Origin of the sequence: Dankookia sp. GCM10030260 (assembly GCF_042666655.1) — a bacterium.
GTDB lineage: Bacteria > Pseudomonadota > Alphaproteobacteria > Acetobacterales > Acetobacteraceae > Paracraurococcus.
In genome coordinates, this window is record NZ_JBHTDE010000001.1 from 629,204 (window position 1) to 650,098 (window position 20,895).

At 72.8% G+C, this 20,895-nt stretch carries 26 protein-coding genes; 21 read left to right on the forward strand and 5 right to left on the reverse strand.

Features of this window, described 5'->3' with window-relative positions:
* The first annotated feature begins 19 nt into the window (after nt 1–19).
* From ACFQS7_RS03060 to ACFQS7_RS03070, 3 genes are all read left to right on the forward strand, one after another.
* Nucleotides 20–790 (forward strand): fumarylacetoacetate hydrolase family protein, encoded by a 771-nt coding sequence (locus ACFQS7_RS03060; protein ID WP_380065538.1) that lies wholly within the window; start codon nt 20–22, stop codon nt 788–790.
* A 99-nt stretch (nt 791–889) separates the two neighbouring features.
* Nucleotides 890–1,999, forward strand: coding sequence for an HlyD family secretion protein (locus ACFQS7_RS03065; RefSeq protein WP_380065539.1), 1,110 nt, complete (start codon nt 890–892; stop codon nt 1,997–1,999).
* Nucleotides 1,996–3,594: an MFS transporter gene (locus ACFQS7_RS03070; protein ID WP_380065540.1), complete on the forward strand. Its 1,599-nt coding sequence runs from the start codon at nt 1,996–1,998 to the stop codon at nt 3,592–3,594. Before ACFQS7_RS03065 ends, ACFQS7_RS03070 begins: the two co-directional genes overlap by 4 nt.
* Here the strand turns inward: ACFQS7_RS03070 and ACFQS7_RS03075 are convergent, their stop codons facing one another.
* Nucleotides 3,595–4,761 carry a M20 aminoacylase family protein gene (locus ACFQS7_RS03075; protein WP_380065541.1) on the reverse strand — a complete coding sequence of 389 codons (1,167 nt, stop codon included), beginning with the start codon at nt 4,759–4,761 and terminating at the stop codon, nt 3,595–3,597.
* A gap of 176 nt (nt 4,762–4,937) precedes the next feature.
* On the opposite strand from ACFQS7_RS03075, the gene thyX reads away from it, so the two are divergent.
* The 9 genes from thyX to phnE (ACFQS7_RS03120) all read left to right on the forward strand — a co-directional run bounded on the left by thyX (nt 4,938) and on the right by phnE (ACFQS7_RS03120) (nt 10,784).
* Nucleotides 4,938–5,876 (forward strand): FAD-dependent thymidylate synthase, encoded by a 939-nt coding sequence (gene thyX, locus ACFQS7_RS03080; protein WP_380065542.1) that lies wholly within the window; start codon nt 4,938–4,940, stop codon nt 5,874–5,876.
* A 4-nt stretch (nt 5,877–5,880) separates the two neighbouring features.
* On the forward strand, nt 5,881–6,090 hold the full coding sequence (locus tag ACFQS7_RS03085) for a hypothetical protein (protein WP_380065543.1): 210 nt from the start codon (nt 5,881–5,883) through the stop codon (nt 6,088–6,090).
* A gap of 2 nt (nt 6,091–6,092) precedes the next feature.
* A complete protein-coding gene (locus ACFQS7_RS03090; protein ID WP_380065544.1) occupies nt 6,093–6,692 on the forward strand; it encodes an HD domain-containing protein in 600 nt (199 codons plus the stop codon).
* Nucleotides 6,689–6,937, forward strand: a complete 249-nt coding sequence (locus ACFQS7_RS03095) for a hypothetical protein (RefSeq protein ID WP_380065545.1) — start codon at nt 6,689–6,691, stop codon at nt 6,935–6,937. The genes ACFQS7_RS03090 and ACFQS7_RS03095 overlap by 4 nt, the downstream gene beginning before the upstream one ends.
* A gap of 49 nt (nt 6,938–6,986) precedes the next feature.
* The gene (locus ACFQS7_RS03100) at nt 6,987–7,226 is read left to right on the forward strand and encodes a hypothetical protein (RefSeq protein WP_380065546.1); all 240 of its coding nucleotides are present in this window, start codon (nt 6,987–6,989) and stop codon (nt 7,224–7,226) included.
* A 99-nt stretch (nt 7,227–7,325) separates the two neighbouring features.
* Nucleotides 7,326–8,102 (forward strand): phosphonate ABC transporter ATP-binding protein, encoded by a 777-nt coding sequence (gene phnC, locus ACFQS7_RS03105; protein ID WP_380065547.1) that lies wholly within the window; start codon nt 7,326–7,328, stop codon nt 8,100–8,102.
* Nucleotides 8,103–8,125: 23 nt separating this feature from the next.
* Nucleotides 8,126–9,034 carry a phosphonate ABC transporter substrate-binding protein gene (phnD, locus tag ACFQS7_RS03110; protein ID WP_380065548.1) on the forward strand — a complete coding sequence of 303 codons (909 nt, stop codon included), beginning with the start codon at nt 8,126–8,128 and terminating at the stop codon, nt 9,032–9,034.
* The gene (gene phnE / locus ACFQS7_RS03115) at nt 9,034–9,933 is read left to right on the forward strand and encodes a phosphonate ABC transporter, permease protein PhnE (RefSeq protein WP_380065549.1); all 900 of its coding nucleotides are present in this window, start codon (nt 9,034–9,036) and stop codon (nt 9,931–9,933) included. Before phnD ends, phnE (ACFQS7_RS03115) begins: the two co-directional genes overlap by 1 nt.
* The gene (gene phnE, locus ACFQS7_RS03120) at nt 9,930–10,784 is read left to right on the forward strand and encodes a phosphonate ABC transporter, permease protein PhnE (RefSeq protein WP_380065550.1); all 855 of its coding nucleotides are present in this window, start codon (nt 9,930–9,932) and stop codon (nt 10,782–10,784) included. The genes phnE (ACFQS7_RS03115) and phnE (ACFQS7_RS03120) overlap by 4 nt, the downstream gene beginning before the upstream one ends.
* Nucleotides 10,785–10,802: 18 nt before the next feature.
* Here the strand turns inward: phnE (ACFQS7_RS03120) and ACFQS7_RS03125 are convergent, their stop codons facing one another.
* Entirely contained in the window at nt 10,803–10,982 is a 180-nt protein-coding gene (locus tag ACFQS7_RS03125) for a hypothetical protein (RefSeq protein ID WP_380065551.1), read from the reverse strand.
* Nucleotides 10,983–11,328: 346 nt separating this feature from the next.
* Between ACFQS7_RS03125 and ACFQS7_RS03130 the strand changes: the two genes are divergently transcribed.
* From ACFQS7_RS03130 to ACFQS7_RS03145, 4 genes are read left to right on the forward strand one after another with little or no spacing between them, the layout of a single operon-like run.
* The gene (locus ACFQS7_RS03130) at nt 11,329–11,685 is read left to right on the forward strand and encodes an ArsR/SmtB family transcription factor (protein WP_380065552.1); all 357 of its coding nucleotides are present in this window, start codon (nt 11,329–11,331) and stop codon (nt 11,683–11,685) included.
* Complete coding sequence (locus ACFQS7_RS03135) at nt 11,682–12,116, forward strand: SRPBCC domain-containing protein (RefSeq protein WP_380065553.1); 435 nt, start codon at nt 11,682–11,684, stop codon at nt 12,114–12,116. The genes ACFQS7_RS03130 and ACFQS7_RS03135 overlap by 4 nt, the downstream gene beginning before the upstream one ends.
* Nucleotides 12,117–12,166: 50 nt before the next feature.
* Entirely contained in the window at nt 12,167–12,874 is a 708-nt protein-coding gene (locus ACFQS7_RS03140) for a DUF899 family protein (RefSeq protein WP_380065554.1), read from the forward strand.
* Between the two features lie 31 nt (nt 12,875–12,905).
* Nucleotides 12,906–13,253 carry a DUF1428 domain-containing protein gene (locus tag ACFQS7_RS03145; RefSeq protein ID WP_380065555.1) on the forward strand — a complete coding sequence of 116 codons (348 nt, stop codon included), beginning with the start codon at nt 12,906–12,908 and terminating at the stop codon, nt 13,251–13,253.
* On the opposite strand, the gene ACFQS7_RS03150 is transcribed toward ACFQS7_RS03145, so the two are convergent.
* Together ACFQS7_RS03150 and ACFQS7_RS03155 are read right to left on the reverse strand one after the other, a co-directional pair.
* On the reverse strand, nt 13,220–13,804 hold the full coding sequence (locus tag ACFQS7_RS03150) for a HutD family protein (RefSeq protein WP_380065556.1): 585 nt from the start codon (nt 13,802–13,804) through the stop codon (nt 13,220–13,222). The genes ACFQS7_RS03145 and ACFQS7_RS03150 overlap by 34 nt on opposite strands.
* Nucleotides 13,805–13,967: 163 nt before the next feature.
* Complete coding sequence (locus ACFQS7_RS03155) at nt 13,968–15,164, reverse strand: NAD(P)/FAD-dependent oxidoreductase (RefSeq protein WP_380065557.1); 1,197 nt, start codon at nt 15,162–15,164, stop codon at nt 13,968–13,970.
* A 151-nt stretch (nt 15,165–15,315) separates the two neighbouring features.
* Between ACFQS7_RS03155 and ACFQS7_RS03160 the strand changes: the two genes are divergently transcribed.
* Nucleotides 15,316–16,233 carry an NAD(P)-dependent oxidoreductase gene (locus ACFQS7_RS03160; RefSeq protein WP_380065558.1) on the forward strand — a complete coding sequence of 306 codons (918 nt, stop codon included), beginning with the start codon at nt 15,316–15,318 and terminating at the stop codon, nt 16,231–16,233.
* A 2-nt stretch (nt 16,234–16,235) separates the two neighbouring features.
* Entirely contained in the window at nt 16,236–17,429 is a 1,194-nt protein-coding gene (locus tag ACFQS7_RS03165) for a 3-hydroxybenzoate 6-monooxygenase (protein ID WP_380065559.1), read from the forward strand.
* A gap of 137 nt (nt 17,430–17,566) precedes the next feature.
* Here the strand turns inward: ACFQS7_RS03165 and ACFQS7_RS03170 are convergent, their stop codons facing one another.
* The gene (locus tag ACFQS7_RS03170; RefSeq protein WP_380065560.1) at nt 17,567–18,457 is read right to left on the reverse strand and encodes a LysR family transcriptional regulator; all 891 of its coding nucleotides are present in this window, start codon (nt 18,455–18,457) and stop codon (nt 17,567–17,569) included.
* A gap of 103 nt (nt 18,458–18,560) precedes the next feature.
* On the opposite strand from ACFQS7_RS03170, the gene ACFQS7_RS03175 reads away from it, so the two are divergent.
* From ACFQS7_RS03175 to ACFQS7_RS03185, 3 genes are all read left to right on the forward strand, one after another.
* Nucleotides 18,561–18,788, forward strand: coding sequence for a DUF1127 domain-containing protein (locus ACFQS7_RS03175; protein WP_380065561.1), 228 nt, complete (start codon nt 18,561–18,563; stop codon nt 18,786–18,788).
* Nucleotides 18,789–18,808: 20 nt separating this feature from the next.
* The gene (locus tag ACFQS7_RS03180) at nt 18,809–19,660 is read left to right on the forward strand and encodes a CmcJ/NvfI family oxidoreductase (RefSeq protein ID WP_380065562.1); all 852 of its coding nucleotides are present in this window, start codon (nt 18,809–18,811) and stop codon (nt 19,658–19,660) included.
* Nucleotides 19,661–19,728: 68 nt separating this feature from the next.
* Nucleotides 19,729–20,895, forward strand: a complete 1,167-nt coding sequence (locus ACFQS7_RS03185; RefSeq protein WP_380065563.1) for an acyl-CoA dehydrogenase family protein — start codon at nt 19,729–19,731, stop codon at nt 20,893–20,895.

The following is a 20,895-nucleotide window of genomic DNA, read 5'->3' on the forward strand; positions in this document are numbered from 1 at the left end:
ACGCTTGGGAGTGACATCGATGGCCCTCTGGGTACGCTTCGCGCACGACGCCGGCGAAGGCTTCGGCACGCTGGAGAACGAGGCCGTCGCGGTCCATGCCGGCGACCTCCTCGGCGGCGCGACGCCGACCGGGGAGAGCCTGCCGCTCGCCGGTCTCCGCCTGCTGGCGCCGGTCCGGCCGGGGGCCTTCATCGGGCTCTGGAACAACTTCCACGAGGCCGCGGCGAAGCAGGGCAACGCCATCCCCGAGGGGCCGCTGTACTTCCTGAAGAACAGCCGCTCCGTCATCGGCCCGGGCGAGCCGATCCGCCCGCCCGCCGGCTACGCCGGCAAGGTGCTGTACGAGGGCGAACTCGGCCTGGTCATCGGCCGCACGGTCTCCAATGCCGACGAGGCCGAGGCGGCCGAGGCCATCTTCGGCCTGACCTGCGTCAACGACGTCACCGCGCTCGACCTGCTGTTCGCCGATGCCTCCTTCCCGCAATGGGCGCGGGCCAAGGGCTGCGACAGCTTCGGGCCGATCGGCCCGGCGATCGCCACCGGCCTCGACTGGTCCGCGCTGCGGGTGAGGGTCGCGCTGAACGGCCGCGTCCGGCAGGACTACCCGCTGGCCGACATGATCCTGCCGCCAGCCCGCATCGTCGCCCTGCTGTCGCGCGAGATGACCTTGCAGCCCGGCGACGTCATCGCCTGCGGCACATCGGTCGGCGCGCTGCCGATGCGGCCGGGGATGCTGGTCGAGGTCACCATCGACGGCATCGGCACGCTGTCCAACCCCTACGCGCCGTAACGCCGTTGCCGCTGCCGTTTCGCGCGGCAACGTCATCCCCGGCGCCGGCGGCGGCCGGGTTATCACTTCGCTCTCCCGAGGCGGCGGAGGGCGAGCCGAATGAGCGAGACGACCGGTCCAGCCCCCGCGCCGTCCCGCCTCGGCTGGCTCTGGCCGCTGCTGCGCATCGGCCTGGTGGTCGGCGCTGGCCTCGCCGCCTGGGGCATCGTCGGCAACTGGAACCGCTGGACCGGCGCGGTGCGCTACGCCACCACCGACAATGCCTACATGACCGGCGACCTGACCCCGCTGGCCGCCAAGGTCTCCGGCTATGTCGCCAGGGTAGCCTTCGCCGACTACCAGGCGGTGCGGCGGGGCGACCTGCTGGTGGAGATCGAGCCGTCCGACTACCAGGCGCAGCTCGCCCAGGCCGAGTCCAACCTCGCCGCGGCGGAGGCGACGCTGGCCAACCTCGCCAACCAGCGCGACGTGCAGCGGGCCTTGCAGCGCCAGGCCGAGGCGACCATCCAGGCGACCGGCGCCGACCTGCAGCGCTACCGCCTGGAAGCCCAGCGCCAGCGCGAGCTGATCCGCGACCGGCTGGCCGGCACGCCGCAGCTGGTCGAGCAGGCCGATGCCAACGAGAAGCGCACCGCGGCGCAGCTGGCGCTGAACAATGCGCAGCTCGACCAGCAGAAGGCGCTGCTGGCCGCGCTCGATGTGCAGCAGAAGCAGCTGGAGGCGCAGGTGCGCGCGGCCCAGGCGCAGCGCGACCTGGCGCGCAACGCGCTGGGCTACACCCGCATCGTCGCGCCGGCCGATGGCATGGCCGGGCAGCGCCAGGTGCGGCCGGGGCAATTCGTCAATGCCGGCACGCAGGTCGTCACCGTCGTCTCGCTGCCGGACATCTGGGTCATCGCCAACTTCAAGGAGACCCAGATGACCAGGGTCCGGCTCGGCCAGCCGGTGCGGGTGACGGTGGATGCCTTCCCCGACCTGGTGCTGCAGGGGCGGGTCGACAGCTGGTCGCCCGGTACCGGCAGCACCTTCGCGCTGCTGCCGCCGGACAACGCGACGGGGAATTTCACCAAGGTGGTGCAGCGGGTGCCGGTGAAGCTGGTGCTCGAGCCCGACGCGGCGCTGGGCAGGCTGGTGCGGCCGGGCATGTCGGTGGTGGCGACGATCGACACGGGCGGGAGCGATGCCGCCACCCGCGCCGCCGCACGGTGAGCCAGCCCCTGGCGCCGGTCAGCGCGGCCGGCATCGCCCTGCAGCGCCTCGCGCCGCCGCGGTTCGAGGCCACCCAATGGCGGCCGTATGTCGGGCTGGTCGGCGTGCTGCTCGGCTCGATCATGGGCACGCTGGGGTCGCGGGTGACGACCTTCGGCCTGGCCGACCTGCGGGGCGCGCTGCATGCCGGCTTCGACGAGGGCGCCTGGATCACCACCGCCTTTGGCGTCGGGCAGATGATGGTGGGCGTCGCCTCCCCCTATCTTGGCGCAGTGTTCGGCGCGCGGCGGGTGCTGCTGCTCGGCATCATCCTGTTCTTCACCACCTCGCTGATCGCGCCGCTGGCGGAGGCCCTGCCGGCCTTCCTGGCGCTGCAATTCCTCGGCGGGCTGGGCTCCGGCACCTTCATCCCGCTGACCATCCTCTTCGTCGTGCGCAGCCTGCCGGTGCGGATGGTGGTCTTCGGCCTGGCGATCTACGCGATGAATTCCGAGCTGTCGCAGAACGTCGCGGCATCGCTGGAAGGCTGGTACGCCGACAGCCTGTCCTGGCGCTGGATCTATTGGCAGTACTGCGCCGCCTTGCCGGCGATGTTCGCCGCCATCTGGTTCGGCGTGCCGAAGGAGCAGGTGAACACCGGCCTGCTGCGCGACCTCGACTGGTGGGGCCTGGTCTATGCGATGGGCGGCTTCGCCATGCTCTATGCGGCGCTCGACCAGGGCAACCGGCTGGATTGGCGCGGCAGCGGCGTGGTGGTCGGGCTGCTGGCCGGCGGCGGGATCCTGACGCTGGCCTTCCTGGTGCGGGAGCTGACGACGCCGCGCCCCTTCCTGAACCTGCGGATGCTGTTCCGCGGCAACCTTGCGGTGCTGATGCTGCTGCTGGCCGGCTTCCGCTTCATGATCCTGTCCACCGCCTACATCATCCCGGCCTACCTGCAGGTGGTGCAGAATTTCCGTGAGTTGCAGGTCGGGCAGGTCCTGCTGTGGATCGCCCTGCCGCAGCTGGCCATCGCGCTGCCGCTGGCGATGCTGCTGCGCCGGGTGGACGGGCGCTGGGTGCTGGCGCTGGGCTCGGCGCTGATCGGCATCGCCTGCCTGATGGCCAGCGAGCTGACCAGCCAATGGGCGACCGCCGATTTCCTGCCCTCGCAGATCCTGCAGGCGATCGGCCAGTCCTTCGCGCTGACCGCGCTGGTGGTGCTGCTGGTCCGCAGCATCGTCCCGGCCGAGGCGCTGACCATCGGCTGCCTGCTGCAGACCAGCCGGCTCTTCGGCGGCGAGATCGGCACCGCCTTCATGCAGACCTTCGTTCGGGTGCGGGAACAGGTGCATGCCAACCTGATCGGCCTGCACGTGGCGGAGGGCACGGGGGCGGTCGCCGACCGGCTCGCCGCCTATGCCGGGCGGTTCGGCGCGCATGCGACGGACCAGGCGCTGGCGGTGGCGCAGGCGGAGAAGCTGCTGGCCGGCGCCGTCACGACCCAGGCCAGCGTGCTCGCCTATGCCGATGGCTTCGCGGTGGCCGGGCTCGGCGCCTTCGCCTGCCTGGCGCTGGTCGCGCTGATGCGGCGCGGCGCGCCTTCGGCCTTCTGATCAGCCCTCGGCGCGCTGCAGCCCCTGTTCCACCACCTGGGCATAGAGCGCGGCGCCATAGGGAATGGCGGCGTCGTTGAACTGGTAGCGCGGGTTGTGCACCGAGGCGCTGTCGCCGTTGCCGACATGGATATAGGCGCCGGGCACCTGCTCCATCATGAAGGAGAAATCCTCCGACCCCATCCCCGGCGGCTTGTCGCGCGCGACCTTCGCCTCGCCGACCAGCGCGGCCGCCGCTGCCGCATAGGCTTCCGTCTGTTCCGGGTCGTTCACCGTGGGGGCGAAGATCAACCGCCAGTCGAGCCTGGCCGTCGCGCCGAAGCCGGCGGCGACGCCTTCGGCCATGCGCGCCAGCCCGTGCTCGATCTGCGCCGCCACCTCGCGGCTGAAGAAGCGGGCGGTGCCGGAGATCGTCGCGGTCTCCGGGATGACGTTGTAGGCCTCGCCGCCCTGCACCTTGGTGACGCTGATCACCGCCGGGTCGCGCGGGTTGAGTGTGCGGGAGACGATCGATTGCAGGGCCGTGGCGATGTGGCAGGCGGTCAGCACCGGGTCGATGCTGGCCTCGGGCCGCGCGCCATGCGCGCCCTTTCCCGTCACGGTGATGTCGAAGAAGGCGCCGCCGGCGGCGGTCGGGCCGGGGCGGATGCCGTATTCGCCGACCGGCATGCCGGGGCGGTTGTGCATCCCGTAGATGGCATCGCAGGGGAAGCGCTCGAACAGCCCGTCCTCCAGCATCGCCAGCGCCCCGCCGCAGCCTTCCTCGCCGGGCTGGAAGATGAAGTGGACGATGCCGTCGAAGTTCTTCGTCTCCGCCAGGTGCCGGGCGGCGCCGAGCAGCATGGTGGTGTGGCCGTCATGGCCGCAGGCATGCATCTTCCCCGGCACGGTGCTGCGGTAGGCGACGTCGTTCAGCTCCTCCAGCGGCAGCGCGTCCATGTCGGCCCTGAGGCCGATGGCGCGGTTGCCGCGGCCGGACCGCAGCACGCCGACCACGCCGGTGCCGCCGACGCCGCGATGCACCTCGATCCCCCAGGATTCCAGCTTTTCGGCGACCAGGGCTGCGGTGCGGTGCTCGGCCATGCCCAGCTCGGGATGGGCGTGCAGGTCCTGGCGGATGGCGGTGAGCTCGGCGTGGTGGCGGCGGAGGGCATCCAGCAGGGACATCGGGCTTCCTTGGGGCGGAGGGGGAGGGGGCATCCTGCCCCCCCGTCGTCCCCGGCGCCATCCCAGGCCGGGCGACTCGCCTGCCCTGTTCCCAGGTGGCGGGGCCGCGGGCTAGAAGGCCGGGCGCCGTGGCCGTCCTTCTCCAGGGGGAGGCCGCGGCCAGCAGGGGACCCCGCATGCCGCTGACCGATGCCCAAGCCCAGGAGATCGAGGCCGCCCGTGCCGCGGAAGGCCGCACCCGCCGCCCGGTGTCGCCGGGGCTGGAGGCGCTGCTGTACCAGGCGATCCCGATCCTCGACCACGGCTTCATCCGGGTGATCGACTACATGGGCGACGACGCGGCGGTGGTGCAGGCCGCCCGCGTCTCCTACGGCCGCGGCACCCGCGCCGTCACCGAGGATCGCGGCCTGATCCGCTACCTGATGCGGCACTGGCACTCGACGCCCTTCGAGATGTGCGAGATCAAGTACCACGTGAAGCTGCCGATCTTCGTGGCGCGGCAGTGGATCCGCCACCGCACCGCCAACGTGAACGAATATTCCGCGCGCTACTCGATCCTCGACCGCGAATTCTACATCCCCGACCCTGCCCAGCTCGCCGCCCAGTCCAGCAGCAACCGCCAGGGCCGCGGCGAGGTGCTGCAGGGCGAGGAGGCGGCCCGCGTGCTCGACCTGCTGCGGCAGGACGCGACGCAGACCTACGACCACTATGCCTGGATGCTGAACGAGGACGAGGCGGGCGACCCGGTGGACCCCGGCCGCGACGGCCTGGCGCGCGAGCTGGCGCGGATGAACCTGACGCTGAACACCTATACGCAGTGGTACTGGAAGACCGACCTCCACAACCTCTTCCACTTCCTGCGCCTCCGCGCCGACGCGCATGCGCAGTACGAGATCCGCGTCTATGCCGAGGCCATGCTCAGGACGGCCGAGGCCTGGGTGCCCGCCTGCACCGAGGCCTTCCGCGACTACCGCATGGGCGCGGTGACGCTGTCCTCCGGCATGCTGGACATCGTCCGCCGGATGCTGGCCGGGGAGGCCGTGCAGCAGGCCGGCAGCGGCCTGTCCAAGCGCGAGTGGCGCGAGCTGATGGAGACCCTGGGGCGGGAGGCCTGAGCCGGTGGCCTGGATCATTCTCGGCCTGCTGCTGGTCTTCGGCCTGCCCTTCGTCCTGGTCTTCATGGGCGTGGCGCTGGCCATCTGGGTGACCCTGGCGGTCGCCGGCATCGTCTGGGGCATCGTCGCCTTCGTCTTCGGCTCGCCGGTCCTGGCGATCCTGCTGGCGCTCGGCGCCGGGATCGCCATCGGCCGCGGCGCCGCGCGGCGCTAGGCATGGACCCTGCCCGCGCCACGGCGCTGCTCGATTTCCTCGGCCTGGCCGACCGGCTGAAGACGGTGGAGCGGCGCGGTCTGGTGCCGCTGCCGGACGGCAGCACGCGGCGGGAGAACAGCGCCGAGCATTGCTGGAACCTGGCGCTGATCGCCCTGCTGCTGCACCGGGAGATGGCGGCGGAGGTCGATCTCGGCCACGCGCTGTCCTTGATCGCGGTGCACGACCTGGTCGAGATCGAGGCCGGCGACACCTATGCCTACGACCCCACCGGCCGCGCCACGCAGACGGAGCGCGAGGCCGCCGCCGCCGCCATCGTCTTCGGGGCTTTGCCACCGGACCTGGGCGCCCGCCTGCAGGCACTCTGGGAGGAATTCGAGGCCGGCGAGACCCCGGAGGCGCGCTTCGCCATGGGCTGCGACCGCATGCAGGGCTTCCTGCAGAACGTGCTGAGCCAGGGCGCCTCCTGGCAGGCGCATGGCGTCACCCGGGCCGACACCGCGCCGCGCATGGACCCCGCCATGGCGGTGGACCCCGCCTTCGCCACGCTGATCGGCGCGCTGTACGAGCGCGCCCGGGCCGGCGGGATGCTGCCGGAATGAGCGGCAGCGCCCGCGCCCGGCAGACGCCGAAATCCCGCCCCGCCGCCCGCCCGGCGCCGCGCGGGGCACCGCGCCTGGCGCCCGCCCCGCCGGTCGGCTGGCGCCGCTGGCGCTGGGTCACGATCCTGGTGGTCGCCGCCATCGTCGGCCTGCCGCTGGCGCATGCGCTGTTCGGCGAGGTCGTGGCGCTGCTCGGCGCCACCTTGCTGCTCGGCTTCCTGCTGGGGCGCTGGACGGCGCGTTGAACCCGGCGCGAGCCTGCTGCTAGGCTCCCCGGATGAGAACGTCCCCCGAGTGCCCGAACGGGCCCCCCGCACGATGATCGCCACCCTGATCCTGGCCAGCCTCGCCGGCAGCTTCGCGCTGGCGCGCTTCTACGGCTTCGCGGTGGCCAGTTCGGCGCTCGGCGCCTCCTGGGTCACCTTCGCCTGGTTCCCCCATGTGCTCGGCACCGCGGCGCCGATCGCCTTCGCGGTGATCGCCGGGTTGCTGGTGGTCGGCCTGCTGCGGGAACGGCGGCGCACCGCGTCCTGAGGCGGCCCCGCCGCGGCAGCATCGCAACCAGGATGACTTCGATCGGTCATCCGGACGTCACACGGGCCCTGTAGTGGCTGTCCCCGGAGAGGGACAGCGATGCTCGAACTGCGTGGCCTGACGCGGCGCTTCGGCGCCGTCACTGCGGTGGATGCGGTCAGCCTGGCCGTGCCGGACGGCCAGATGGTCGGCATCATCGGCCGGTCCGGCGCCGGCAAGTCCACGCTGCTGCGCATGGTCAACCGGCTCTGCGACCCCAGCGAGGGACGCATCCTGCACCGCGGCCGCGACGTCACCGCGCTGCGTGGTGCGGCGCTGCGGCGCTGGCGCACCGACTGCGCCATGGTCTTCCAGCAATTCAACCTGGTGCCGCGGCTCGACGTGCTGACCAATGTCCTGGTCGGGCGGCTCAACCACGTGGCGCCCTGGCGCGGCCTGAGCGGGCTCTGGCCCGAGAGCGACCGCGCCATCGCGCTCGCGGCGCTGGAGCAATTCGACATCGGCACCCTGGCGGCGCAGCGCGCCGACAGCCTCTCGGGCGGCCAGCAGCAACGCGTGGCGATCGCCCGTGCCCTGGTGCAGGAACCCGCCATCATGCTGGCGGACGAGCCGGTCGCCTCGCTCGACCCGCGCAATGCCGGGCTGGTGATGGATGCGCTGGCCGAGATCAACCGGACCTACGGCATCACCGTGTTGGTCAACCTGCATTCGCTCGACCTCGCCCGCCGCTACTGCGGACGGCTGGTCGGGCTCGCCGCCGGGCGGCTGGTCTTCGACGGCCCGCCCGCGGCGCTGACCGACGACGCGGCCCGCCGGCTCTACGGCATGGAGGCCGCCGGCCCCGTCGCCGTGCCGCGCCTCCGCGCCATCGCCTGACCCAGGACCGGAGACCTCGACGCATGCTTCACCGCCGCACCCTGCTCGGCGCCGCCACGATGCTGGCCGCCGCCCCGACCGCGCTGCACGCCCAGGCCTGGAAGGCGGCCTACCCGGAACTGGTCTTCGCGGTGATCCCGGCGGAGAACGCCTCCGGCGTGCTCAACCGCTACGGGCCCTTCGTCGACTACCTGACCCGGACGCTCGGCACCAGGGTGACGCTGCGCGTCGCCAGCGACTATGCCGCGGTGATCGAGGGCCAGCGTGCCGGCAACATCCATATCGGCAGTTACGGCCCGTCCGCCTTCGCCCGCGCGCTGACGACCGGCGCCCCGGTCGAGGCCTTCGCCATCGAGGTGAACCTCGACGGCAGCAAGGGCTACCACTCGGTCTTCTACGTGCGGCAGGACAGCCCCTACCGGACGATCGAGGACCTGCGGGGCAAGAACCTCGGCCTGGTCGATCCCAACAGCGCCTCGGGCAACAACATGCCGCGCTTCGCCCTGAACAAGATGGGCATCAGCCCGGAGCAGTTCTTCGGCAAGGTGGTCTATGCCGGCAGCCACGAGAATGCGGTGATCGCGCTGAGCCAGGGCACGGTCGACGTCGCCGCCAACTGGTGGAACGACGAGGTGGAGAGCAACCTTCAGCGCATGGCGCGCAAGGGCATGGTGAAGGCGGCCGACTTCCGCATCATCTTCAGGTCCGAGCAGATCGTGAACTCGCCCATGGCCTACCTGGCCAGCCTGCCGGCCGAGCTGAAATCCGCCATCCGCACCGCGGTGATGACCTTGCCGCGGCAGGACCCGGCGGCCTTCGAGCGGCTGACCGACGGCAAGGCGCGGCCCTGGGAGCCGGTGGACAACGCGGCCTACCAGCCCATCATCGAGCTGAACCGCTTCGTCGACGGCCTGCGCCGGCAGCGCGGCTGATGCGGGGCGGCGGCGCGGGGCTGATCGGGCTGGGCTCGGGGCAGCTTGCGCCGCTGGCCGCGCGCTACCGGCAGGTGCGCGCCGCGGAGCAGCGGCGCCTGGCCTGCGGGGCCGCCCTGGTGCTGGGCCTGCTGCTGCTCAGCGGCTGGGTGGCGCAGGTCTCGCCTGGGCTGCTCTGGGACAAGGGCGGGAATTTCTTCGGCTATTTCGACCGGCTGCTGACGCTCGAGGCCGGCGACCGCGCCGGCCAGCGGGTCTGGCGCGACCCGGCCGAGTGGTTCTGGGGGCTGCCGCACTGGCTCGCCTTGCTCGGCGACACGCTGCTGATGGCCTATGTCGGCACGCTGCTCGGGGCGACCGGCGGCTTCGTGCTCGGCCTGGTGTCGGCCGGCAGCATCGCCCCCGGCGCGCCGCTGCGCTGGGCGGCCAAGCGGCTGGCCGAGGTCTGCCGCACCGTGCCGGAGATCGTCTTCGCGCTGGTCTTCGTCATCGCCTTCGGGCTGGGCCCCTTGCCGGGGGTGATGGCCATCGCGCTGCACTCGCTCGGCGCCCTCGGCAAGCAATTCTCCGAGCTGGTGGACAACATCGACATGAAGCCGGTGGAGGCGGCCCGGGCCGCCGGCGCCGGCTGGCCGCAGCTGGCGCGCTACGCCGTGGTGCCGCAGGTGCTGCCGGGCTTCCTGTCCTACGTGCTGCTGCGCTTCGAGGTGAATGTCCGCGGCGCTGCGGTGCTCGGCTTCGTCGGCGCCGGCGGGATCGGCCAGGACCTGATCGAGGCGGTGCGCAAATTCTACTACAACGACGTCGCGGCGCTGCTCGTCCTCATCATCCTCGCCGTCGTGCTGATCGACACCCTGGCCGGCCGCATCCGCCGCCGGCTGGCGGGAGAGGCGGCATGAGCGGCGTGCCACGGCTCCGCGCCGCGGCGGAAGCCCGGCTGCCGGCCCTGCGGCTGGCCCAGCCGGAGCAGTTCCGCACCGTCACCGCCGCCCGGCTCCGGGCCGCGGGGCTGCTGCTGGCGGGCACGGCGCTGCTCGCCCTCGGCATCTGGCGGCTGCAGGTCGACCCGGCGCGGCTGCTGTCCGGCTTCGGCCGGTTGCTGCACTTCCTGGCCCTGATGCTGCCGCCCGATCCGGGATCGGCGGCCGAGTTCCGCGGCATCCTGCTGGCCCTGGCGGAGACGCTGGCGATCGCCTTCCTCGGCACGCTGCTGGCCGCCGGCATCGCCCTGCCGGTCGGGCTGCTGGCGGCGCGCAACACCACTATCCATGGCATCGTCCGCTTCGCCTCCCGCCGGATGCTGGACGGCATCCGCGGCATCGACGCGCTGATCTGGGCGCTGATCTGGGTCAGCGTCGTCGGCCTCGGCCCCTTCGCCGGGGTGCTGGCGATCATGACCTCCGACATCGGCACCTTCGGCAAGATGTTCTCCGAGGCGCTCGAAGCCGCCGACCGGCGGCCGCAGGAGGGCGTGGTGTCGGCCGGCGGCACCGGCCCCGCGCGGGTACGCTTCGGGGTGTTGCCGCAGGTGCTGCCGGTGCTGGCCGGGCAGGTGCTCTACATGTTCGAGTCGAACGTCCGGTCGTCCACCATCATCGGCATCGTCGGCGCCGGCGGCATCGGCCTGACCTTGACCGAGATGATCCGCACGCTGGAATGGCAGAGCGTCTCCGCCATCGTGCTGCTGATCCTGCTGATGGTGGCGGCGATCGATGCCGTCTCCGGCCGGTTGCGCCGCCGGCTGACCTGACCTGCGGCGCGGGTCCGGCTAGCCCTTCCGCTCGACCGCCGGGCCTGGCGGGGCGGCGCCGGGATCATGCGGCGTCTCGGCCGGGGTCTGCGGCGGGACCTGCACCGCCGGGCCCACCGGAGCCGGACCGGGATCGGGCTTCCGGTCGGGCTGCGGCGGCGCGCCGGCGGCCGTGCCTTGTACGGGTTGCGATGCCATGGGCGATCTCCTCTCGATGACCGGGACGGGACGCGGTCCGCGGCGCCAGGCCCTATCAAGCGGTGCCGGGCTTCCGGGTTCCCAACGAACCGGCGCGGGTCCCTGCGGCCGCGCCCGGAATTCGTCCCGCCGCGGCTGCGGCGGCCGAGATCCATCACCCGGTCCCGCAGCGCCACGACACCGCGCGCGAACGTCGCCTCCGCGTCGGCAAGGACCCCGATGACGGCGCGACGCCGGGATGCGATCCGATGCATCGCGCATGGCCGCGCCGCGGCGGCGACGCCGCTCAAGCATGCGTGCTTCCAAGGGACTGGACGGAGGCGAATGCCGGGCTATACTTCACCGTATGGTAAACCATAAGGCTGCGCAACTCGACCGGACCTTCGCCGCGCTGACGGACCCCACCCGCCGGGCGATCCTGGCGCGGCTGGAACGCGAGGAGGCGGTGTCGGTCAGCGACTTGGCCCAGCCCTTCGCCATCACGCTGCCGGCGGTGATGAAGCATCTCGACGTGCTCGATGCGGCCGGGCTGGTGGTCCGTGCCAAGGCCGGGCGCATCGTGACCGTCCGGCTGTCGCCGGCGCCGATGCAGGAGGCGATGGACTGGCTGCGCCGCTACGAACGCTTCTGGGGCGCCAGCCTGGATCGCCTGGCGGCCTTCGCCGAAGCTCGCGAAGCCGCGGCCAGGGAAAGCGACGCATGACCAGCCTGACCCTCGTCCGCCGCATCGCCGCGCGGCCCTCCCTGGTGTTCGAGGCATTGGTCGCGCCCGACCAGATCCGCCAGTGGTGGGGCCCGGATGCCGGCCCGGTGCTGCTGGCGGAAACCGACCCGCGGCCCGGCGGCGGCTTCCGCGTGGTCTTCCGCATGCTCGACGGCACCGAGCACGAGAGCGCCGGCACCTACTTGGAATTCGACCCGCCGCACCGCCTGGCGATGAGCTGGCGCTGGTTGCGCGGCGGCGGCGATGCCGGCTGCTCCCGCGTCGAGGTGAGCCTGCGGCCGATCGACACCGGGACCGAGCTCACCTTCACCCATGCGCGGCTGGCCGACGACGCCTCGCGCGACAGCCACCGCGCGGGCTGGATCGGCGCGCTCGACAAGCTGGAGGCGCTGTTCACCGCGCGCACCTGAGCGCGGGCCGGCAAGGCCCGCGCTGCCATGCAGCAACGGAGGAGTCCACGATGACCGAGCTGAAGCCGGCGCCAGACCTGGCCCGCGCCGCGAGCCGACCCTATCCCAACGACGATCCGGCCTACCGCGACGCCCGTACCGCGCTGCTCGCCGAGGAGATCGAGCTGCGCCGGCATATCGAACGCGTGGCCGCGCAGCGGCGCGCCCTGCCGCCGGGCGGCGCGCCGCCGCAGGACTACCGGTTCACCGACCAGGACGGCCGCGATCTCGGCCTCGCCGACCTGTTCGGGCGGCATGACACGCTGATCACCTATTTCTGGATGTACGGACCGCAGCGGGCGCTTCCCTGCCCGATGTGCACCGCCCTGCTCGGCGGGCTGGACGCGCCGGCGCGGGACCTGGCGCAGCGCATCGCCCTGGCGGTCATCGGCCGTTCGCCGGTGGCGCGGCAACTGACCTTCGCGCGGCAGCGCGGCTGGCGCAACCTGCGCTTCCTCGCCACGACGGACGACGACTTCCCGCGCGACTACCGCGGCCTGGCGCCCGACGGCAGCGAATGGCCGGCGCTGGATGTCTGGGTGAAGCGGGACGGCCGGGTGCGGCATTTCTGGGGCGCCGAGCTCGGCGGCACGCAGGACCCCGGCCAGGACCCGCGCGGCGCGCCCGACCCCATGCTGCTGTGGACCATGCTCGACCTGACGCCGGCCGGGCGCGGCACCGACTGGTACCCGAAGCTGAACTACGGCACCGCCGCCTGAGCCAACCAACACCCGGGAAGGAGATGGACACATGGCCTATGTCGATGGCTTCGTGGCGGCGGTCCCCGCCGCCAACAAGGAATCCTACCTCGACCATGCGCGCCAGGCGCTGCCGCTGTTCAAGGAATTCGGCGCTTTGCGCATGGTGGAATGCTGGGGCAACGACGTACCAGACGGCAAGCTCACCGACTTCCGCGGCGCGGTGAAGGCGGAACCGGGGGAGGTGGTCGTCTTCTCCTGGATCGAATGGCCGTCGAAGGCGGTGCGCGACGAAGGCATGCGGCGGATGATGGAGGATGCGCGGATGCGGGACATGCAGATGCCCTTCGACGGCAAGCGCATGATCTACGGCGGCTTCGAGCCGATCCTCGACGCCTGAGCCGCCCCGCCGCCCGGCGCCGACAGCCGGACCAGGCAGAGCCGCCCGGCGCCGGACAGCACGAGGCCCGCCTCGCCATGGGCGGCCTCCCCCGGGCCGATGCCGGCGCCGCCGCAGGCAAGGGACCCATCCAGGCACCAGGCGAAGGCCGCGTCCGTGCCGGTGTCGAGGCCGCTCGCCCCGTCCAGCGTGACCAGCGCCGCGCTGGCCGTGGCGCGGCCGCGCCAGGTCATGACGTTCAGCAGCCGGACCGGGCCGGGCCCCGCGCAGCGCGCCGCCGCCTCGCCCGGATAGGCCGCCAGGCTGCCGTCCTCGGGCAGCGACAGGACCCCCATTCCCGCCACCGTCAGCACCGCGGCGGGGCCCGAGACCTTGATCGAGATCCGGTCGAGGCCGGGGAAGTGCGAGAAGGCGCAGTCCGTGGTCACCTCGGCCAGGCTGATGCGCCAGAGCGGCGTGCCAGCCTGTTCCGCCACCAGCACGCGGGTCGTGCCGAGCCCGTTCGCCCAGGGCACCGGGGCGATGTCGCGCGGCCGGATCGGCGCCCTCATGTCAGGCCGATCCCCGCATCGCGTGCCCGGCGGTGGGTGCAGCCCGCCGAGGCACCGGCCGGCGCCCGCCGCGCGCGCGGCGAGCCAGGGCCGCGGATGCGGCTGCCCGGCGCCTGAGGGCATGGCAAGGCCCGCCGGCGGTCACCGAGGATGCCCGCCGGCATCAGGACACCGCGCCCGCCCCGTAGGCGCCGACCAGCGGCTCGCCCTCGGCGAAGCGCGTCAGCCGGTAGGGCTGGATCGGCAGGTCGGTCGGCAGGCCGAGCATCGCCTGCGCCAGCATCCGCCCGATCATCGGCGAGAGCTTGAAGCCATGCCCGGAGAAGCCGAAGGCGAGGTGCAGCCCGGGGACGCCCGGCACCGGCCCAAGCACCGGATTCCAGTCCGGCGTGGTGTCGTAGAGGCCGGTCCAGGACCGCACCAGCCGCCCTTCGGCGAAGGCCGGCAGCCGCGCCGCGGCCTGCGCCGCTTCGTCGAGCAGCGCGTCCGGATCGGTGGCGATGTCGGGCAGGTCGGGGTCCTGGGTCACCACTCCCTCATGCCCGCCGCCGACCAGCAGGTGGCCGCCGCTGGCGCGCATGTAGAGCTTGGCGGGGGAGGCGAGGTCCTTCAGCAGCGGCAGTTCCGGCCCGTAGGTCTGCTCGGCCGCCAGGGTAAAGACCTGGTGCGCGGTGATCTCCAGCGGGATATCGATCCCCGCCCAGGCCGCGACCTCACGGCTCCAGACATTCGCCGCCGCGAGCACCACGCCGGCCTGGATCGGCCCCTGCGGGGTCTCGACGCCGACGACGCGCCCGGCGTCGCGCAGCAGGCCGGTGACCGGCATGTTGGTCCGCACCACCGCGCCGCGCCGCCGCGCCGCGCGGGCGAAGCTGGTGGCGGTCAGGTAGGGGTCGGCGAAGCCGGCCTCCGCCTCGAAGCCGATGGCGTCGATGTCGTCCAGATGCAGCCAGGGATGCCGCGCCAGCGCCTCGGCCCGGTCGAGCAGGCGGGCCTCGATGCCGACCGCCTGCTGCGCCGCGATGCTGCCGCGCACCGCGGCCGAGGCCGGCCCGGGCGGCGCCATGATGAGGTAGCCCGCGCGCACCAGCCCGGCATCCGCCGCCGGGTCGTCGAGCAATTCGGCGAAGCGGCCGAACATCGCCAGGCTGGCGCGCGCCACGGCGACGTTGATCGGCACGCTGTAATGCGTCCGCAGGCAGCCGGAGGAGCGCGCGGTGGTCCCCCCCGCGATCTCGCCGCGGTCCAGCAGCAGCACCCGGCGGCAGCCCAGCGCGGTGAGCTGGAACAGGGTGGCGGTGCCGACGGCGCCGCCGCCGATCACGATCGCATCGAAACTCTCGGCCATGGGGTCCGCCATCCAGCATCGTCCCGACGATTCGGGCCGGCAAGCGCCGCGCCGGCCGCGGCCCGGCATCGGCGATCTCGCCGCCGCGCGCGAGCCGCCCGGATCATCGCCATCGCCGGGCGGCCATGGCAACAAGGGGCGGTCCAAGGAAGGAAGACACCGCATGACCCACAGCATCGGGTTTCTCGGCCTCGGCTCGATGGGCGGGCCGATCGTGGCGCGGCTGGCGGCCTGGGCGCGGGAGTCCGGCCGCCGCATCCTGGTGCACGACATCCGGCCCGAGGCCATGGACCGCGCCGCGGCGGCGGGCGCCGAGCCGGTGGCCGGCGGCGCGCGGGAGCTCGGCCTGCGCTGCAAGCTGGTGCTGGCCTGCCTGCCGTCGCCGTCGATCTCTGAAGCGGTGGCGCTGGGCGAGGATGGCGTCGCCTCGGCGCCCGGCCATGCGCTGCGCACCTATGTCGAGATGTCGACCATCGGCGGCCCGGCCATGCGCCGCCTGGCCGAGGGCCTGGCCGCGCGCGGCGTGGCCCTGGTGGACAGCCCGATCAGCGGCGGCGCGCTGGGCGCCGAGACCGGCGTGCTGGCGGTGATGGCGGCCGGCGCGCCGGAGGCCGTGGCCATGGCCCGGCCGGCGCTGGAGGTGGTGGGCAACCGGGTCTTCGTCGTCGGCGACACGCCCGGGCTCGGCCAGGCGATGAAGCTGGCGAACAACCTGCTCTCGCTCGCCGGCATGGTGCTGACGGCGGAGGCGCTGTCGCTCGGCGCCAAGGCCGGGCTGGATCCGGCGCAGATGTGCGAGGTGATCAATGCCGGCACCGGCCGCAACAGCTCGACCGATTCGAAATACCCGCGGGAGGTGCTGACCGGCCGCTTCGCCGTGGGCTCGACCAACCGCATCGCGCAGAAGGACATGTCGCTCGCCATGGCGGAATTCGCCGCCCTCGGCGTGCCGGCGCCGCTGACCGGCCTGGCGCGGGAGATCTGGTCGATGGTCGAGGCCGCGCAGGGGCCGCAGGCCGACATGACCACGGTGGCGAAGCTGTACGAGGGCTGGACCGGCGTGCCGCTGCGGGCGCGCTGACGATGGGAGGCCAGCAGCCCATCCTGATCGCCGGCGGCGGCATCGGCGGCCTCGCCGCGGCGCTCGGCCTGGCGCGGAAAGGCATCGCCAGCATCGTGCTAGAGAAGGCGGCGACGCTGGGCGAGATCGGCGCCGGCATCCAGCTCGGCCCGAATGCCTTCCATGCCTTCGACACGCTCGGCGTCGGCGACACCGCCCGGGCCATGGCGGTCTATATTGACCAGCTGCGGCTGATGGATGCCATGGCCGGCGGGGAGATCACCCATATCGACCTGGGCGAGGGCTTCCGCCGCCGCTTCGGCAACCCCTATGCGGTGATCCACCGCGGGGACCTGCACGGCGTGTTTCTCCGCGCATGCCGCGAGGACCCGCTGATCGAATTGCGCACCGCCTCCGAGGTGGTGGACTTCGACCAGGACGGCGGCAGCGTCACCGCCCGGCTGGCGACGGGCGGGACCGCGACCGGCGCGGCGCTGATCGGCGCCGACGGGCTGTGGTCGAACATCCGCCGCCGGGTGGTGGGCGACGGCGCGCCGCGGGTCTCCGGCCACACGTCCTACCGCTCGGTCATCCCGACCGAGCGCATGCCGGATGACCTGCGCTGGAATGCGGCGACGCTCTGGGCCGGGCCGAAATGCCACATCGTCCACTACCCCTTGCAGGGCTGGAAGCTGTTCAACCTGGTTGTCACCTATCACAACGATGCGCCGGCGCCGGTGGCCGGCCAGCCGGTCGCCTTCGAGGAGGTGATGCAGGGCTTCGAACATATCCATCCGCGCGCCCAGGGCATCATCCGGCATGGCAGCGACTGGAAGAAGTGGGTGCTCTGCGACCGCGACCCGGTGGAGCGCTGGGTCGATGGCCGGGTCGCGCTGCTGGGCGATGCGGCGCATCCGATGCTGCAATACTTCGCCCAGGGCGCCTGCATGGCGATGGAGGACGCGGTCTGCCTCGCCCACATGCTGGAGGCTCATCCGGGCCGCATCGAGGCGGCGCTCGAGGCCTACCGCGCCCGCCGCCTGCTGCGCACCGCCCGCGTGCAACTGATGTCGCGCGCCATCGGCGAGCATATCTACCACCCCGCAGGCGTCCATGCGCTGCTGCGCAACGCGGTGATGTCGGCCAGGTCCTCGGCGGAGTGGTACGAGGTGGTGGCCTGGCTCTATGGCGGGACCGGGCTGGATCCGGCGGGGTAGGAAGGTTGGGGAGGAAAAAGCATCTCCTTCCCAAACCCCACCTGTCTTTTGTGGGGCGGGTCGCGCCGCGCGGCCGGTGCCAACCCACAGAAATAGATGAGGGGTCTGGGGAGAATACTTTCTCCCCAGCCTTCCTTTCACCAATCCTCCGCATGCCGCGCGAGGAAATCCACGAACACCTGCACCCGCGGCAGCCTGTGCCGCCCCGGCGCCGTCACCGCCCAGACCGGCACCTCCTCCGAGACGTGTTCCGCCTCGAACAGCGGCACCAGCCGTCCCTCGGCGATGTCGCGGGCGACGATGAAGCTGCTGACCCGGATGATGCCGAGCCCGGCGAGCGCCATGTCGCGCAGCGCCTCGGCGCTGTCGGTGGTGGCGATGCCGTGCACCGTCAGGGTCTGCAGCCCCGTCGCGGTGCGGAAGGGCCAAGCGGTCAGCCGGGCCAGGCCGCGCAGCACCAGGCAGTCGTGCGCCAGCAGGTCCCCAGGCGCCGCCGGCCGGCCGCGGCGGTCCAGGTAGTCCGGCGCGGCGCAGACCACCCGGCCGCCCCCGGCGATCTTGCGGGCGATCAGGGAGGAGTCGCCGAGCGGGCCGGTGCGCAGCAGCACGTCGACCTGTTCCGCCACCAGGTCGACCCGCCGGTCGGTCACCGTGAGGTCCAGCGTGATCGCCGGGTAGCGTTCGAAGAAGGCCGGCAGCAGCGGGATCAGCCGGTGGCGGGCGAAGGCGGTGCCGGTATTGACCCGCAGCAGTCCGCCGGGCCGGCCACGGCCGGCGGTGACGTCCTGCTCGGCCGCGGCGATGAGCGAGAGGATGTCGCGGGCGCGGGCCAGGTAGGTCTCGCCCTCCGGCGTCAGGGCGATGCGCCGGGTGGTGCGGGTCAGCAGCCGGACGCCGAGCCGCGCCTCCAGCCGGCCGAGCTGCTTCGACATGGCCGAGGGGGTGAGGCCGAGGTCGCGCGCCGCAGGCGCGAGGCCGCCCAGGTCGACGATGCGGACGAAGGCGGCCATGTCGGAAGGCTGGCTCATTCTGTCCTGCCGGTCATCAGTGTCAGTCCAACATGCCCGATTATCGCTGGAGGGGACCAGATCCATCTTCGCTGCATGAGATGACCCGGATGAGGTTGAGACCATGCACATCGCCCGTTTGACGCCGCCCGCGCTGCCCGCCCTGGCCTCGGTGCCCCTGGCGGAGGCCGCGGCCCCGCGCGGCATCTGGCCCGCCTGGCTGGAGACGATCCTGGCCCGCCGGACCGAACGCCAGCAGTTGCTGGCGCTCGAGGCGCGCGACCTGCGCGACATCGGCCTGACCCCATCCGAGGCCCTGGCCCTGGCGCAACAGCCGCTGTGGCCCCGCTGACCATCCCGAGGAGACGAAGCATGAGCCAGACGCTTGCCGAACGCCCCGCCGCCCGGCCCGCTGCCGTGATCGAGGCCGCGCTGAACTACCTCGGCCCGGTCGAGGGCCGGCCCTTCACCTACACCTACCTGCCGCCCGCCGGGCAGCCGCGCAGCAACATCGAGGCCGCGCCGCACCGCGTCGCCATCCGCGACCTGCGGCCCCTGGCCGGGCAGGTCTCGCTGGACCGCGAGGGCTTCGCCGTCGCGCGTGGCGCCAGCGCGCTGCGCGACTTCGACGACGAGGCGGCGATCCGCGCGATCTACTACCCCGAGAGCGCGCGCATCCTGCAGGCCGCGACCGGCGCGGCGCGGGTGCACATCTTCGACCACACCATCCGCCGCCAGGCCCCCGGCGCCGAGGACCGCGCCGGCGGGGCCCGCCAGCCCGTCGCCCGGGTCCATGTGGACCATACGGAATGGTCCGGCCCGCAGCGCGTCCGCGACCTGCTGCCGGAGGAGGCCGAGGCGCTGCTGCGCGGCCGGGTGCAGATCGTCAACCTGTGGCGGCCGATCGCCGGGCCGGTGCGCGACATGCCGCTGGCGGTCTGCGACGCCACCACCGTTGCCCCCGCCGACCTGGTGGCGAGCGACCTGCTCTACTCCGACCGCCGCGGCGAGACCTACCAGGTGCGTTTCAACCCGGACCATCGCTGGTACTGGCTGCCGGAGATGACGGTGGAGGAGGCGCTGCTGCTGAAGGTCTACGACAGCGCGCGGGACGGGACGGCACGGTTCTCGCCGCATACCGCCTTCGCGGATCCCGGCGCGCCGGCCGATGCGCCGCCGCGGCAGAGCATCGAGCTGCGCGCGCTGCTGTTCCACCCGGCCTGACACGCCGATTGACAGGCGGCGCCCCGCGGCCCGCAATGCGGGCGGGAGAACAACAGCGGGGCGTCGCCATGGACCACCCGATGCACGCCGCCGCGGCGCCCGACCCGCCCGCCCGGGCCCGCGCGCTCGCCGCGGCGATCTCGGCGGCGGCCCCGGCGATCGAGGCCAGCCGCCGCATCCCCGCCGAACTGGTCGATGCGCTGCACCGCGCCCGCCTCTTCCGCATGCTGCTGCCGCGCAGCGCGGGCGGCGACGAGGTGCATCCGGCGACCTATCTGCTGGCGATCGAGGAGACGGCGCGGCACGACGCCTCGGTCGCCTGGAACCTCTTCGTCGCCAACAGCACGGTGCTGATCGCCGCCTATCTGGCGCCCGACGTGGCGCGGGCGATCTTCGCCGACCCGCGCGCCGTGCTCGCCTGGGGGCCGCCGAACGAGACGGTGGCCGAGGCGGTGCCGGGCGGCTACCGCGTCTCGGGCCGCTTCGACTTCGCCAGCGGCTGCCGCCTGGCGAGCTGGATGGGCGCGCATTGCCGGGTGCGGGAGGCCGATGGCACATTCCGGCAGAACCAGCATGGCCGGCCGGCGATCCGCACGCTGATCTTCCCCGCCGAACAGGCCCGGCTGCTGGACAATTGGAACCCGATCGGGCTGCGCGGCACGGCGTCCGACTCCTACACCGTGGACGACGTCTTCGTCCCCGAGCCCTTCAGCAGCACGCGGGAGGACCCGGCCCTGCGGCGGGAGCCGGGGGCGCTCTATGCCTTCACCCAGCAGGGGCTCTATGCGGTGGGCGTCGCCGGCGTGGCGCTCGGCACCGCCGGGGCGATGCTGGACCATTTCATGGCGCTGGCCATGGCGAAGAGCCCGCGCGGCCAGGCGCTGCTCGCCGACGATGCCGTGGTGCAGGGGGAGGTGGCGCGGGCCAGCGCCAGGCTCGGCTCGGCGCGGGCATGGCTGCTGGCGATGCTGGGCGAGATGCATGCAGCGGCCGCGCTGCCGGTCGAGGAACGCGCCCGGCTGCGGCTCGGCTGCGCCCAGGCGATCCAGGCGTCGATCGAGGTGGCGGACTTCACCTACAAGGCGGCCGGGGTGGATGCGATCTTCCCCGGCAGCCCCTTCGAGCGGCGTTTCCGCGACATCCACACCCTGTCGCAGCAGATCCAGTCGCGTGCCGCGCATTTCACCGCGGTGGGGCAGGTGCTGCTCGGCCGCGCGCCGGTGGGGTTCCTGTAG

Coding starts and splice junctions, on each gene's coding strand:
- ACFQS7_RS03075 (WP_380065541.1), bottom strand. CDS start 4,761: ATGTCCCTGCTGGATGCCCTCCGCCGCCACCACGCCGAGCTCACCGCC.
- ACFQS7_RS03145 (WP_380065555.1), top strand. CDS start 12,906: ATGGCCTATGTCGATGGCTTCGTGGCGGCGGTCCCCGCCGCCAACAAG.
- thyX (WP_380065542.1), top strand. CDS start 4,938: ATGCCGCTGACCGATGCCCAAGCCCAGGAGATCGAGGCCGCCCGTGCC.
- ACFQS7_RS03060 (WP_380065538.1), top strand. CDS start 20: ATGGCCCTCTGGGTACGCTTCGCGCACGACGCCGGCGAAGGCTTCGGC.
- ACFQS7_RS03150 (WP_380065556.1), bottom strand. CDS start 13,804: ATGAGGGCGCCGATCCGGCCGCGCGACATCGCCCCGGTGCCCTGGGCG.
- phnC (WP_380065547.1), top strand. CDS start 7,326: ATGCTCGAACTGCGTGGCCTGACGCGGCGCTTCGGCGCCGTCACTGCG.
- ACFQS7_RS03135 (WP_380065553.1), top strand. CDS start 11,682: ATGACCAGCCTGACCCTCGTCCGCCGCATCGCCGCGCGGCCCTCCCTG.
- ACFQS7_RS03140 (WP_380065554.1), top strand. CDS start 12,167: ATGACCGAGCTGAAGCCGGCGCCAGACCTGGCCCGCGCCGCGAGCCGA.
- ACFQS7_RS03175 (WP_380065561.1), top strand. CDS start 18,561: ATGCACATCGCCCGTTTGACGCCGCCCGCGCTGCCCGCCCTGGCCTCG.
- ACFQS7_RS03125 (WP_380065551.1), bottom strand. CDS start 10,982: ATGGCATCGCAACCCGTACAAGGCACGGCCGCCGGCGCGCCGCCGCAG.
- ACFQS7_RS03095 (WP_380065545.1), top strand. CDS start 6,689: ATGAGCGGCAGCGCCCGCGCCCGGCAGACGCCGAAATCCCGCCCCGCC.
- ACFQS7_RS03065 (WP_380065539.1), top strand. CDS start 890: ATGAGCGAGACGACCGGTCCAGCCCCCGCGCCGTCCCGCCTCGGCTGG.
- ACFQS7_RS03155 (WP_380065557.1), bottom strand. CDS start 15,164: ATGGCGGACCCCATGGCCGAGAGTTTCGATGCGATCGTGATCGGCGGC.
- ACFQS7_RS03165 (WP_380065559.1), top strand. CDS start 16,236: ATGGGAGGCCAGCAGCCCATCCTGATCGCCGGCGGCGGCATCGGCGGC.
- ACFQS7_RS03170 (WP_380065560.1), bottom strand. CDS start 18,457: ATGAGCCAGCCTTCCGACATGGCCGCCTTCGTCCGCATCGTCGACCTG.
- ACFQS7_RS03130 (WP_380065552.1), top strand. CDS start 11,329: ATGGTAAACCATAAGGCTGCGCAACTCGACCGGACCTTCGCCGCGCTG.
- phnE (WP_380065550.1), top strand. CDS start 9,930: ATGAGCGGCGTGCCACGGCTCCGCGCCGCGGCGGAAGCCCGGCTGCCG.
- ACFQS7_RS03180 (WP_380065562.1), top strand. CDS start 18,809: ATGAGCCAGACGCTTGCCGAACGCCCCGCCGCCCGGCCCGCTGCCGTG.
- ACFQS7_RS03185 (WP_380065563.1), top strand. CDS start 19,729: ATGGACCACCCGATGCACGCCGCCGCGGCGCCCGACCCGCCCGCCCGG.
- ACFQS7_RS03160 (WP_380065558.1), top strand. CDS start 15,316: ATGACCCACAGCATCGGGTTTCTCGGCCTCGGCTCGATGGGCGGGCCG.
- phnE (WP_380065549.1), top strand. CDS start 9,034: ATGCGGGGCGGCGGCGCGGGGCTGATCGGGCTGGGCTCGGGGCAGCTT.
- phnD (WP_380065548.1), top strand. CDS start 8,126: ATGCTTCACCGCCGCACCCTGCTCGGCGCCGCCACGATGCTGGCCGCC.
- ACFQS7_RS03090 (WP_380065544.1), top strand. CDS start 6,093: ATGGACCCTGCCCGCGCCACGGCGCTGCTCGATTTCCTCGGCCTGGCC.